Here is a 12,478-nt window from a genome sequence, read left to right as displayed (position 1 = left end):
TATGCGCAGCATCGCCATCGACATAGGCAATACAGGAGGTAAGTATGGAGTCTTCGAAGAGGACGCCCTTGTCTCGCAAGGCAGTTTTAAAGAACAGGAGGGACTACCGCAAGCGGTAGCCTCCCAGACTTTTGACCACGCCATTATTGCGTCAGTGAGTGGCGACGCGGCAAAAATTCAAACAGGGCTGTCAGTATCCGGAAGCATTATCATGCTTTCGGCGCAGACAGCCCTGCCTGTTTCCAACGATTACAAGACTCCCGCAACACTGGGTGCCGACCGGATTGCAGCTGCCGTGGCAGCCCACTATTTCTTTCCCGGGCGCAACTGCCTGACGATTGATGCCGGCACAGCCATCACCTACGACTTTATAGATGAGCGCGGCCATTACCAGGGCGGAGGTATAGCACCTGGCATCCAGATGAAATTTAAAGCCCTGCATAATTTTACGGGCCGCCTTCCGTTAGTACAAGGAATCCACGAAAATTTTCCTTTGATCGGGCAGACCACGCAGGAGTCGCTGGAGAGCGGTGTGCTGGGCGGTAGTGTGGCAGAGGTAGAGGGAATTATCAGCGCGTATCGCCAAAAATCAGATAAACTGGTGGTTATACTTTGTGGAGGAGACGCAGGATTTTTTGAAAGTACCGTAAAACACCCCATCTTTGTGATTCCTGAACTGGTCCTGATTGGACTGCAAAGAATATTAAGACATAATGTATAAAACGCTCCGTTTACTTATTTGCGCATCCGTACTGTGCCTGGCGCAGGGCGTGCAGGCGCAAAGCATCGGTAACTCGCCTTACTCCCGCTACGGATTAGGAGAACTCAACACAAACTTAGGCAACCTGCGAACGGCAGCAATGGGCGATGTAGGCGCAAGCACTGGAAACAGCTTTCATTCCAACACCGCCAACCCGGCACTTCTGTATTACAATAGCATCACGGTGTTTGATGTAGGTATAGCAGGCAGGTATAAAACACTGAAAAATGCCACCCAGTCGCAACGTGACGGCGATGCCAACCTCACTTATCTGACCCTGGGCGTACCTATTACCAAGCGCTGGAGTTCTGCTCTTAGCCTAAGGCCTTATAGCTCAGTTGAATATAACATCACTAACATGGGTTCTTTGCCGAACAGGCAGGAAGCTGTGGTAATCAGCGAATACAGCGGCGAAGGCGGCATTTCGGAACTATACTTCGGACACGGGGTTAGAATAGCTGACGGCCTGACAATTGGCGCCAGCGCCTCATACCTGTTCGGCACTATTTCACAGGAGTCTTCCTCTATCGTGGCGGATACGACGATCAGCAACGCGTCGCTGGAGCGGGTGGCCTACGTAGAGCGAACCCGCTATACAGATTTTATATTCAGAGGTGGAGCCAACTACCGCAAGAAAATAGCTGACAAGTCCTATATAAGCGCGGGAGCAGTTTATACCCTGGGCACCGACCTGAATGCCAAGCGCAGCACCGCCTACGAGCGCCGCGACCTGGGGGATGCCCTCAAGGGAGCGCCTATGCTGCCTGACAGTGTAGAATCTTCCGTGAATGTTCCGCCAAGCCTAAACGCCTCCATCAGCTACGACAACGGCTCTAACCTGACCATTGCTACAGAGTTCATGACGCAGGACTGGTCAGACTACCGCAACCTGGACGGAGAGCAGGAACTGGGCAAAAGCTACAAGATCGGTTTCGGTACCGAGTACACGCCCAATCCAACCTCCATCGACAGTTATTTCAAACGTGTTACATACCGGGGCGGCCTGCGCTATGGTCAAAGTCCGTACAGCATTAACGGCGAGAACATCAAGGACATGGCCGTTACAGGAGGCGCAACGTTTCCAATAGGACGTGGGAATTACTTTGAGCCTCCTTTCCAGCTTAACGTGATGATGGGCTATGGCAAGCGGGGTACGACTGACAATGGCCTGATCGCTGAAAACTACTTCCAGTTCGGTGCAGGTGTGACCATCAACAGCCGCTGGTTTGTAAAACGCAGAATAGAGTAAACTATTCCGACTTTAAAAGCATTATTAAAACAGGCCGTTCTGACGACGGTCTTTTTTAATTTTTAGTATCTTCACTTTCGATAAGGATAAAAAGCATGCCGAGATCTATTTTTTCAGTGCTGATCGCCTTACTGGCCATCTTGGCAGCAGGCTGCGGAACAGAGCTGAAAGACCCGGACCAGGAAAAAAAATATGAAGGCCCCTTCCGGGAAACAGCCAATGTGCTGACCCTCTACAGCGACTCTGCCAAGGTGATGGTCAGGCTGCAGACCCCGATGCAGGAAGACTACGAAAATGGCGATGTGGTTTTTCCGGATGGAATTGATGTAGAGTTTCTGGAGAAAGGAGAGACGGTAACGTCCACGCTGCGGGCCAACTACGGCAAGCAGGAGCGCAACAAGGACCTATACCTGGTGCGGGGCAACGTGATCGTGCACAATCTGCAGAAGCAGGAAAAGCTCGAAACCGAAGAACTTTACTGGAACAAAGCCAAAGCGCAGATCTACACAGACAAGTTTGTGAAGATCACGACTCCCGAGGAAATCCTGATGGGGCACGGCCTGGAGGCGAACCAGGACTTTAGCAATTATAGAATCAAAAAAGTAACGGGCGTATTCAGCCTGAAAGAATAATGAGCCAAAAACTGGTTAATACTATTTTATTGTCGCTGGCTTTCGTAGCCATGGTCATCGGCGTGCACAGAAGCATTCAGGAGTCTGATATAGCTGGCAATTACTGGATCTACATGATCGGCTTTATGCTGTACATCGTGTACCATTACCGCAAGAAGAAACAGACCGAGTAGTCTGTAGTATCTTATGATAGACCCCGACCAGATACTGCTGCTATTTGTTGCGTTGCTGTCCTGTGCCTTTTTCGCAGGTATGGAGATCGCTTTTATGGCAGCGAATAAACTGCAGATAGAGCTCGATGAGAAAAACAACGTCCTTTCCGGGCGCATCCTCACGCATCTGCTTCGTCAACCTGCCCACCTGATGGGCACTACCCTGGTTGGTTACGTTCTCTCGCTGGTGCTTTACGGCTTCGTGATAGCGGGCATCCTCTATACCTTGTTCCAGGCGTACCTGCCAAACTCTTTGCAGCTGGCCCCGCTTATTCTGGTACTACAGGTACTGGTGGCTTCGGTTTTCGTGCTGCTCACCGCCGAGTTTCTTCCCCGCAGCCTCTTTGCCATCAATCCCAACCGCATGCTCGACATGCTGGCTATACCGATGCTGGTGCTGTATTACCTGCTGTACCCTGTTGTCATCCTGTTGATGAGACTAAGCAAATGGATTGTTGAGCATGTGCTTAAGATCGAGTTCTCGGACGAGTACCCGGTGTTTGGGGTAACGGACCTGAACGCGTTCATCAAAAACAGGCTCTACCACCCGGTAGAGGAGGGAGCCCCGGAAGTAAACCAGGAGATATTCCATAATGCGCTCGAGTTTAAGAAAGTGCGTGTGAAGGAATGCATGGTGCCGCGCACGGAGGTGAAGGCGGTGGAGGTGAACGAACCGGTAGAGCTGCTGCGTGACGCCTTTATCAAAACGGGGCATTCTAAAATACTGGTGTACGAAGACTCGATTGACAACATCATCGGGTACTGTCACCAACTGGACATGTTCCAGCAACCACGCCAGATCCGGGAAATCCTGTCGCCTGTGAGCCTGGTGCCGGAAAGTATGTTGGCCAGTGAGCTATTTCTGCGTTTCGGCACGGAGCATCGCACCGTGGCCGTGGTGGTAGACGAGTTCGGTGGAACTTCGGGCATTGTAACGGTAGAGGACGTAATCGAAGAGATTGTGGGGGAGATACAGGACGAGTACGATTACGAGGCCCTGCTCGAGCAGGCGTTCCCGGCCAAGCACCTATACCTGCTGAGCGCCCGCCACGAGATCGATTACCTCAACGACAAATACGAGCTCAACCTGCCCGAAGGGGATTACGAGACACTGGGCGGCCTTATTTTCTCGGTGCTGGGTGAAATACCGAAGCCGGGCGATGTGGTGGAGCTGCGTCCTTTCACTATTACCATCCTGTCGATGGACGATAACCGCATCAATGCCGTGAAGCTCTTCAAAGATCCAGACTTACAGGCAGATGGCGTATTTTAAACAGATGCACACAAAATTTTGAATTTTTGCGCGATTAACCTTATTTTGCACATCCTTTATCATTCGTATAACACATGGCATTAATTAACAAGATTAGAGAGAAGTCGGGTTGGGCTGTTGGCGCTATCGCCATTGGACTTGGCGTATTTGTAGTAGGCGGCGACCTATTAGGGCCAAACTCCAGACTTTTGGGTAACGATGCGACTACCGTAGGCGAAATAGCCGGTGAGGAAATTGACTACCAGCGCTTCGATATGGTGTTCCAGCAGATAAAAGCCCAGTACGAAGGACAGGTACAGCGTGCTGCCACCGAGAGCGAAATGGCCATGATGCGCGAGCAAGCCTGGAACCAGCTAATCTTCCAGATAGCCTTGCAGAAAGAGTACGACCGCCTGGGCATTCAGGTGTCAGAAGAAGAACTGGCCGACATGGTACAGGGTAACAACATCCACCCATCGGTTCGTCAGGCATTCACTAACCCGCAAACAGGCGAGTTTGACCGTGCGCAGGTTGTTCAGTACCTGCAGAACCTGGACCAGACTGGTGGCCGTCCGATGTGGGTTAACTTCGAGCAGAGTATCCTCAACGACCGCATCCAGACCAAGTATAGCAACCTGCTGACCAAGTCGGTGTACGTAACAGGGGCTGAAGCGAAGAAGCACTTCGATGCGCAGAACATGATTGCCAACATGAAAGTGTTGTACATCCCTTACTTCTCGATTGCTGACTCTACTGTTAGCGTAACAGACGCCCAGTTGAAAGACTACTATAATCGCAATAAGGAGCTCTACAAAGTAGAGGATGGCCGTACAGTGGAGTTTGTGACTATTCCGGTTGCTGCTTCTACTGACGACATGAACTACTTCCAGGAAGAGCTGAAAGATTTGACTGAGCAGTTCGCGACATCAACTAACGATTCTGCTTTTGTAAACACGCACTCAGACGTACCATACGACGGCACGTACCTGCACACAGCAGAATTGCCTGAGCAACTGCATAAAATCGCGCCACTGGAAGAAGGCAAGGTATACGGCCCTTATAATGAAGGCGAAACCTATGCTTTGTATAAGATCATGGACATCAAGGACGGCAGCGTGAACACAGCCCGTGCCAGCCACATACTGATCAAGCCAGAGAACGACACGCCGGAGGCGAAGCAGGCAGCCCTTGCCAAAGCAAAAGACATTCAGGCACAGATCAAAAATGGCGCTGATTTCGGTGCAATGGCGGCACAGCATGGTTCGGACGGTACTGCGTCAGTAGGTGGTGACCTGGGTTACTTCACGGAAGGCCGCATGGTGCCAGCTTTTGAGAAAGCAGTATTCGGTGCTACTGCCGAAGGCTTGCTGCCTGCTCCTGTTGAAACAGAGTATGGCTACCACATCATTAAAATAACAGCTCCTAAGTCGAAGCGTACTTACAAAGTGGCTGCCGTGCAGCGCTCACTGGACGCCAGCGACGCCACCCGCGATCAGGCCTATGCCATGGCTGATGAGCTGGCTGGCACAAGCGGTTCAACCCAGGAGTTCAGAGAGAACGTGAAGAAAAACGAGGCACTTTCTGTTGAAGAAGCGCCAAACGTAGGTAAAAACAACGTGCTGGTAGGTAACCTGAGCAACGCCAGAGAACTGGTGCGCTGGGCTTACTCCAAAGACACTTCGGTGGGTGACGTATCGCCTGTGTTCGAGATCAACGACCAGTACGTGATCGCTACCCTGACAGGCAAGCGTGAGGCTGGTTATGCTAAGCTGGAGGATGTGAAAGAAGAGCTGACTGCAGCCGTTCGTAACGAGGTAAAAGCACAGCAGATCATCGCCAAGCTGAAAGGTGCCACAGGTTCAATCGATCAGATCGCGGCTAACTATGGTCCGGATGCGATTGTAAGAGATGCTGCAGATGTATCGCTTGCTTCTGGTGCTATACCTGGCCTGGGCCTGGAGCCAGTGGCTATCGGCAGCGCATTTGGCCTGAAGCCTGGCAGCCGTACCGCTCCTATTGAAGGACAGGGTGGTGTGGTGATAGCAGAGCTGACCAGCGTGACCAAAGCTCCGGAAGCACAAGACCTTTCTGGTGTGAAAGCACAGCTGGCCAACACCCGCTCTTCGCGTGTAGAAACCAACGCATTCGAGGCGATCAAAGAGAAAGCCGATATTAAAGACAACCGCGTAAGATTCTTCTAAGACTTACAGAAGGTATAAGTGCAAAGGGCTGTTTCGGAAGAAGCAGCCCTTTGTTGTTAATGGCCAAATCAAAATTATTGGCTATCTTCATTTTCGAGTGATAAGTCCATATCAAAAAGCCCGCATACACGTTTTAAGAGATGATGCCTATACCTGTGAAGACCTGCTATACCTACCTGCTGCTGACACTGGCCCTGCTACTGCTGGCTATACCTGGCGCCATGGCGCAAAACCAGGAATTGGAGCTGGCACGCGAGTACTTCAGCAAGGGCGAATACCAGAAGGCGGAGACCATCTACAGCAAGCTCATCGACGACCAGCGTCTTTTCTCCGTCGTGTACCCCGACTACCTGAAAACCCTGCTGGCGCAGAACAACCACAAAGATGCCGAGAAGCTGGTGAAGCGCACCATCAAGCGCTACCCCGGTCAGTTTAGCTACAACGTTGACTTAGGTATAGTGTACCAGGCAGCCGGGGACAAAGCAGCGGCCGAGAAGCACTTCGACAAATTGATCGCGCAGTTAAAGCCGGAGGAGGTGATAGTAGCAGCCAGCGTATTTGTGCAGCACGAGTTGTTTGACTATGCCGAGAGAGCCTACCTACGTGGCCGCGAGCTCAGCAAAAATCCCTATGAGCACAACCGATCGCTCATCGCGCTCTATACCTTCCGGCAGAAGCACGAGAGTTTAATAGGAGAGGCGCTTAACCTGCTGCAGGAAAATGAAAGTGAGTTGATTTATGTGCAGAACATGCTGCAGAACAGCATGCAGGACGAAAAGACGATTGATGCGCTGGAAAAAGAACTGATCACCCGGGTGCAGCAAAACCCCGACCTGCTGGCCTACAACGAACTATTGATCTGGCTTTACATCCAGCGCCGCGACTTCTACAGCGCCCTGCTGCAGGCCCGCTCCGTGGACAAGCGCACCCGTAGTGGCGGTACCCGCGTGATGGAACTGGGCGCCATCAGTGCCCGCAACCAGGACTACCAGGGCGCCATCGAAGCCTACGAATATATCATCAAAGAATATCCTGACGGACCTTACTACCTGATTGCACGGCAGCGATTGATTCACGCCCGTGAAGAGCAGGTAGAGAACACTTTCCCAGTTGACCTGGACAAGATCAGAACGCTGATAACTGACTACGACGCGCTGTTGGCTGAAGTGGGGCGCAATGCCCAGACCGTGGAGGTGCTGCAACACATGGCCAATTTATATGCCTTTCACCTGGATGAAAAAGATAAAGCCATTGCCTTGTTGCAGGAGGCGATTGCAACGCCACGCGCCAAGGCCGACTTTGTAGCCGAGAGTAAACTTACGCTGGGCGATATATACCTACTGAAAGGGGAGCCATGGGAATCGACGCTGCTGTATTCGCAGGTAGAAAAATCGCACAAGGAAACACCAATCGGACACGAAGCCAAACTGCGCAATGCCCGGCTCAACTACTACAAAGGCGACTTCGAGCTAGCGCAGGCTCACCTCGACATTCTCAAGCTGGCCACCAGCCGCGAGATCGCTAACGACGCCATGGACCTGAGTCTGCTTATCACCGACAACACGGGTTTGGATACTTCTACCGTCGCAATGGAGGAGTATGCAGCCATTGACCTGCTGATTTTCCAGAACAAGCTGGACGAGGCGCAAAACAGGTTAGATGCCATGCTGCAGAAATTCCCGGGCCACAGCCTGACCGACGAAATCTACTTCCAGAAAGCCAGCATCTACGAGCGTATCGGCGCATTTGACAAAGCCATTGCCAGTCTGGAGAAAGTGGTGAGTGCTCCCGCCGATATTCTGAGTGATGATGCGCTGTATAAGATGGCCTACATCTACGAAGAGAACCTGAAAGACACCCAGAAGGCACAAGAGCTATACAACGAGTTTCTGGTAAAGCATCAGGGCAGCATTTACGTGGCCGAGGCCCGCAAGCGCTTCCGCAAACTACGCGGCGATGCGCCTGTGGTAAACTAATATCTAAGCAAAAGTTCTTACGCTATACCTGTACCAGACCAAGGGGAACAACGGCAGCACTGTTGGCGACAGAGAGTTTTGAGCCAGGAACTACAATGGCTCTTTCAGATTTACCAATCCGAAAGTTGGCTGTAGTGGATTTCCTAATTCCCGTATGTTAGTATACGTGGATCAGGAGACACGCAACAGTTGGGGGTAGGGGCCCTCTAGTAAGATTCGGATAAATATATCCAAATCAGCTATATACACACAAATCAGCTTTAAAAATTTCTTTAGTTGACGGCATTGGATAAAGCGCTCAGTCGTAAGTGTAATACTTCCTGCTGTTTAGCCCGGGTCCATAGGCCAGTAAACTCCCATCTGCGCGATGTGCGCCTAATGGGTCATGCTGTAAAAATCTTTGCGAGAGGTATAAACTGTATACTGCTCTAAATCCTAGGAGAAGAAAAGGAACAGGATCAGGATGAAGAGAAGGAAAAATCCATACATGATCAGGTCGAGCGAGTAGTTCTTATACTGCTCATAAATTTCTTTAATGCGTTTCATGATCTGGTGAATTGTATGGCTGCAAATTACAAAAAATAGCGCAAAGGTGCTGCGTAATGGGCTGCAGCAAACCCAAATCCTACGTAAATTGACTACCTTTGCACTCGGGTTTATTTGTGAAGCAGCATATGGAGAAAAGGTGGGTATATAACGAAAGCGTAGCGCCAGAGGCAATCAATCAACTGGCCGAATCGCTCCGGATCAGCACTACACTAGCCGATGTGCTGTGCCAGCGCGCTATCTGCACGTTCGAGGAAGCTAAAGACTTTTTCCGCCCCAGCCTGCACCACCTGCACGACCCTTTCCTGATGAAGGACATGCACCGCGCCGTCGACCGACTGGCTGAAGCACTGCACGGCTCCGAGAAGATACTGGTATACGGCGACTACGACGTAGACGGCACCACCTCGGTAGCGCTCATGTATAGCTTCCTGCAACCATTCACCCAACCCGACCAACTCGAGTATTATATCCCGGACAGATATAAGGAGGGCTATGGCGTATCCACGCAAGGTATAGACTACGCCAAAGAGCAGGGTTTTTCGCTCATCATCAGTCTCGACTGCGGCATTAAGTCGGCCGATAAAGTAGCTTATGCCAAATCACTAGGTATAGATTTCATCATCTGCGACCACCACTTACCCGACGAGGACATTCCGCAGGCAGTGGCTGTACTCGATCCAAAGCAGATCGATTGCCTATACCCTTATAAAGAGCTTTCGGGCTGTGGCGTGGGCTTTAAGCTGGCGCAGGCTTTTTGTATTCAACAGGGCATCCCGCAAGAAGAAACTTTTAAGCTGTTGGACCTGCTGGTGGTGAGCATCGCCGCCGACATCGTGCCGATTACAGGGGAGAACCGCATCCTGGCTTATTATGGTCTCCAGCAGATCAACGGACCAGGCCCGTTGCGTCCGGGGCTCGAAGCACTGAAGGAACTGGCAGGTATAACAGGCGAGATGGACATTACCAGCGTGGTGTTCGGCTTTGCGCCACGCATTAACGCGGCAGGGCGTATGGGCGATGCGAAGCGCTCTGTGCGCATGCTACTGGCCCAGACGAAGGTGGAGGCTTTTGAGATGGCTGATATCATCAATGAGTCCAACAAAGAGCGCCGCGACAAAGACTCCAACATTACCAAAGAGGCGCTGCAGATGATTGCCGAGGATGACTTTCTGCGCAATGCCAACTCAACAGTCCTCTTCAAAGAAAACTGGCATAAAGGCGTAATTGGCATTGTGGCATCGCGCTGCATTGATCATTACTACCGCCCCACGATCATTCTCACGCAGTCAAACGGCAAGGCCTCTGGCTCGGCCCGCTCAGTGCATGGCTTCAACGTGCACGACGCCATTGAGAGCTGCTCCGACTTGCTCGACCAGTTCGGAGGCCATATGTATGCGGCAGGTCTTACGTTGCCTGTAGAAAACGTACCTGCTTTCAGGCAGCGCTTTGAAGAGGTGGTTGCCCGCACCATTACCGAGGATCAGAAAATCCCGCAGATAGAAGTAGACGCCAAGATCAGGCTCAACCAGATCACGCAGAACTTCTACAAGATTATAAAACAGATGGAGCCTTTTGGGCCGGGCAACATGAAGCCTGTGTTCGTTTCGGAATGCGTGTACGATACGGGCTCTGTGCGCGTAGTCGGTGACAGTCACCTGAAGCTACGCCTGACGCAGGACGGGTTTTATGACATTGATGCTATCGGTTTTGGCTTTAGCGACTTTTTCAAGCACATCTCCAAAGGTATACCGTTTGATGTGTGCTATACCATAGAAGAGAACGAGTACAGGGGAAACGTAACGCTACAGCTGCGCATCAAGGACATCCGGATGCTGAAGTAGTAACAGGGGAGCACTGTATCCCAACGTTACTCGTACATTGAGGTGAGCAAGGCGCACCTGGAACTTTGCTTATATACTTGGTTAGGCAGGGAATTTTTCAAATAACTTCTAATCGGTCAATTCGCCAGTAAATGTATTCTCCAATTACTCTCTCGTCACTCGTCCAGTTACCTAAATCAAGCCAAACATCCCCAAAGCATGCTATAACTGGATTTATCTGTTCAATCTGTCCATAGCCAATATACTCCCAATCCTCTCGAAGCTTTTCTAATCTCTTTTCTTTAGAGGAATTTAAGCTAAAGGTCGTTTCCCAGTCAAAGTGTAAGTTCAGGTGATTGAGTTCTACTGTTCTCTTTTCACCTTCTTTAAAAGGAATGCCCCAAAAAAAAGCTTCATATGTATTACCTGGCTCGGTTTTAAAGGTGATTGTACCTTCATATTCATCAAGGTAATTCACCTGAAGGATTTCCACGGGTAATTCATTTACTTTCATTCTTTTACTTTTTACTCAACGTAGGTATAAACAGGGTTAGCCCAACTCTAAAAACCATACCCATATAGCAGGATCAGACAAAGCGCGCACAATCCTATACCTAATAGCCCAAGCTTTATATGTCGGTGCCTGAAAGCGAGATAGCCGAGTAAGATACCAAGCGCTTCCAGCGTAAACAGGGAGATCAGTATAGGTTGGCTCATAGGATAGCTTGATACAGTATGCTGTACATCACCTAAGTCCACATAGCTTTCTTCTAGCTGAGAGTAGAAATAAGTGATCACTACGAGTCCTGCCAGGCCGATCAATACAGAAGCGAATCCCATTTTCATATACCTAATATTACGCATAACGAGCAAAATAAACGAAGCGAGCCCTACAGTTGCAGGGCTCGCTTCGTTTATTTCGTTTAGGATATCTTATGGCTGTTCGCTGTTGCTCGCCAAAAGCTTTACGGCAGGCAATTGCTCTAGTTCCGCCAGGATTATTTTCTCTGGGTATGGTATGAGCTTCGGTGGTACACACATCAGGTTCAGGCTGTTGAGGTCGCCGGCAAAGTAGTTAAGATCGATAGCGGCATTGACGCCAGCCAACCGGCCGGTATCGGTATATTGCCAAAAGAGCCATTTGTCTTCGTAGTGAATGTCGGGCTCGATGGTATTGTAACGGGCAATCCAGAAATGATAGTCCTTGAAGTGCCCTTGCAGCCAGCGGCGGTAGAAGTTCTGGTTAGTGTAGATGATGGGCTTCACGCCATAGTGCGCTGTAACGGCCTCCAGCCAGATGCGCATGTTTTTCCGCATATCGGCAGGGGAGGTGTGCTTTTCGATCACTTCCACATCCAGCACGGGTGGCAGATCGCCTTCATGAAGTTCCACGGTGTTGATGAACATCTCAATCTGGCCCTGCACCGGGGCGGCAGGTATAAAGAAATGATAAGCGCCCCGCTTGATGCCCACGCGCTTTGTTTCTGCCCAGTTACGGGCAAAGTATGGGTCCAGTCTGTAATCGTCCTGCGTTGCCTTTACGAACGCAAACGTCACGTCTGCGTCCCGTATCTGATCCCAATCCACCTCTTTCTGCCATTTGGATACGTCTATACCTTTCAGGCTCGATGAAGTGATCAGAGTTGTCTTCGTAGTGGCGCCCGTACTTTTAGCAGTCGTGCCGTTGTTTTTTGCATTATCAGAATTTCCGGAAGAAAGCCCGGCAAACAGGAACGAAAGCAATAAGCCGGAGTAAGCCACCTTGTGAACGGCCAGGTAAAGTAAAGAAAACATCATAAAGGCTGGTTAATCGGAATTCCAAACTAA

General features: G+C 50.6%; 11 protein-coding genes. 8 read left to right on the top strand and 3 right to left on the bottom strand.

The window, feature by feature from the left end; translation table 11 throughout:
• Nucleotide 1 precedes the first annotated feature (1 nt).
• The 8 genes from AC4QZR_RS17230 (at nt 2) to recJ (ending at nt 10,672) form a co-directional block, all read left to right on the top strand.
• Nucleotides 2-721: a type III pantothenate kinase gene (locus AC4QZR_RS17230; RefSeq protein ID WP_494482033.1), complete on the top strand. Its 720-nt coding sequence runs from the start codon at nt 2-4 to the stop codon at nt 719-721.
• Complete coding sequence (gene bamG / locus AC4QZR_RS17225; protein ID WP_494482032.1) at nt 714-2,009, top strand: BamG family beta-barrel-assembly machinery protein; 1,296 nt, start codon at nt 714-716, stop codon at nt 2,007-2,009. The genes AC4QZR_RS17230 and bamG overlap by 8 nt, the downstream gene beginning before the upstream one ends.
• A 95-nt stretch (nt 2,010-2,104) precedes the next feature.
• A complete protein-coding gene (gene lptC / locus AC4QZR_RS17220; RefSeq protein ID WP_494482031.1) occupies nt 2,105-2,641 on the top strand; it encodes an LPS export ABC transporter periplasmic protein LptC in 537 nt (178 codons plus the stop codon).
• Entirely contained in the window at nt 2,641-2,814 is a 174-nt protein-coding gene (locus tag AC4QZR_RS17215; protein WP_253401401.1) for a hypothetical protein, read from the top strand. Before lptC ends, AC4QZR_RS17215 begins: the two co-directional genes overlap by 1 nt.
• A 13-nt stretch (nt 2,815-2,827) precedes the next feature.
• A complete protein-coding gene (locus tag AC4QZR_RS17210; protein WP_494482030.1) occupies nt 2,828-4,126 on the top strand; it encodes a hemolysin family protein in 1,299 nt (432 codons plus the stop codon).
• Between the two features lie 74 nt (nt 4,127-4,200).
• Nucleotides 4,201-6,306, top strand: coding sequence for a peptidylprolyl isomerase (locus tag AC4QZR_RS17205; RefSeq protein ID WP_494482029.1), 2,106 nt, complete (start codon nt 4,201-4,203; stop codon nt 6,304-6,306).
• A 140-nt stretch (nt 6,307-6,446) separates the two neighbouring features.
• Nucleotides 6,447-8,282 carry a tetratricopeptide repeat protein gene (locus AC4QZR_RS17200; RefSeq protein WP_494482028.1) on the top strand — a complete coding sequence of 612 codons (1,836 nt, stop codon included), beginning with the start codon at nt 6,447-6,449 and terminating at the stop codon, nt 8,280-8,282.
• A gap of 674 nt (nt 8,283-8,956) precedes the next feature.
• Nucleotides 8,957-10,672 (top strand): single-stranded-DNA-specific exonuclease RecJ, encoded by a 1,716-nt coding sequence (gene recJ / locus AC4QZR_RS17195; protein WP_494482027.1) that lies wholly within the window; start codon nt 8,957-8,959, stop codon nt 10,670-10,672.
• Nucleotides 10,673-10,769: 97 nt separating this feature from the next.
• Here recJ and AC4QZR_RS17190 read toward each other — a convergent pair whose 3' ends face one another.
• The 3 genes from AC4QZR_RS17190 to AC4QZR_RS17180 form a co-directional block, all read right to left on the bottom strand.
• Nucleotides 10,770-11,165 (bottom strand): hypothetical protein, encoded by a 396-nt coding sequence (locus tag AC4QZR_RS17190; protein ID WP_494482026.1) that lies wholly within the window; start codon nt 11,163-11,165, stop codon nt 10,770-10,772.
• A gap of 47 nt (nt 11,166-11,212) precedes the next feature.
• Nucleotides 11,213-11,497, bottom strand: a complete 285-nt coding sequence (locus AC4QZR_RS17185; protein WP_494482025.1) for a hypothetical protein — start codon at nt 11,495-11,497, stop codon at nt 11,213-11,215.
• An 87-nt stretch (nt 11,498-11,584) separates the two neighbouring features.
• A complete protein-coding gene (locus AC4QZR_RS17180; protein ID WP_494482024.1) occupies nt 11,585-12,448 on the bottom strand; it encodes a glycoside hydrolase family 25 protein in 864 nt (287 codons plus the stop codon).
• Nucleotides 12,449-12,478: the final 30 nt, after the last annotated feature.

The organism is Pontibacter sp. YIM B11418 (assembly GCF_059278805.1).
This window is presented reverse-complemented; position numbering and strand designations above follow the sequence as displayed.

Excerpts from the sequence above, each read along its gene's own strand:
- AC4QZR_RS17205 (WP_494482029.1), top strand. The coding sequence starts at position 4,201 with ATGGCATTAATTAACAAGATTAGAGAGAAGTCGGGTTGGGCTGTTGGC.
- recJ (WP_494482027.1), top strand. The coding sequence starts at position 8,957 with ATGGAGAAAAGGTGGGTATATAACGAAAGCGTAGCGCCAGAGGCAATC.
- bamG (WP_494482032.1), top strand. The coding sequence starts at position 714 with ATGTATAAAACGCTCCGTTTACTTATTTGCGCATCCGTACTGTGCCTG.
- AC4QZR_RS17190 (WP_494482026.1), bottom strand. The coding sequence starts at position 11,165 with ATGAAAGTAAATGAATTACCCGTGGAAATCCTTCAGGTGAATTACCTT.
- AC4QZR_RS17210 (WP_494482030.1), top strand. The coding sequence starts at position 2,828 with ATGATAGACCCCGACCAGATACTGCTGCTATTTGTTGCGTTGCTGTCC.
- lptC (WP_494482031.1), top strand. The coding sequence starts at position 2,105 with ATGCCGAGATCTATTTTTTCAGTGCTGATCGCCTTACTGGCCATCTTG.
- AC4QZR_RS17230 (WP_494482033.1), top strand. The coding sequence starts at position 2 with ATGCGCAGCATCGCCATCGACATAGGCAATACAGGAGGTAAGTATGGA.
- AC4QZR_RS17185 (WP_494482025.1), bottom strand. The coding sequence starts at position 11,497 with ATGAAAATGGGATTCGCTTCTGTATTGATCGGCCTGGCAGGACTCGTA.
- AC4QZR_RS17215 (WP_253401401.1), top strand. The coding sequence starts at position 2,641 with ATGAGCCAAAAACTGGTTAATACTATTTTATTGTCGCTGGCTTTCGTA.
- AC4QZR_RS17180 (WP_494482024.1), bottom strand. The coding sequence starts at position 12,448 with ATGATGTTTTCTTTACTTTACCTGGCCGTTCACAAGGTGGCTTACTCC.
- AC4QZR_RS17200 (WP_494482028.1), top strand. The coding sequence starts at position 6,447 with ATGATGCCTATACCTGTGAAGACCTGCTATACCTACCTGCTGCTGACA.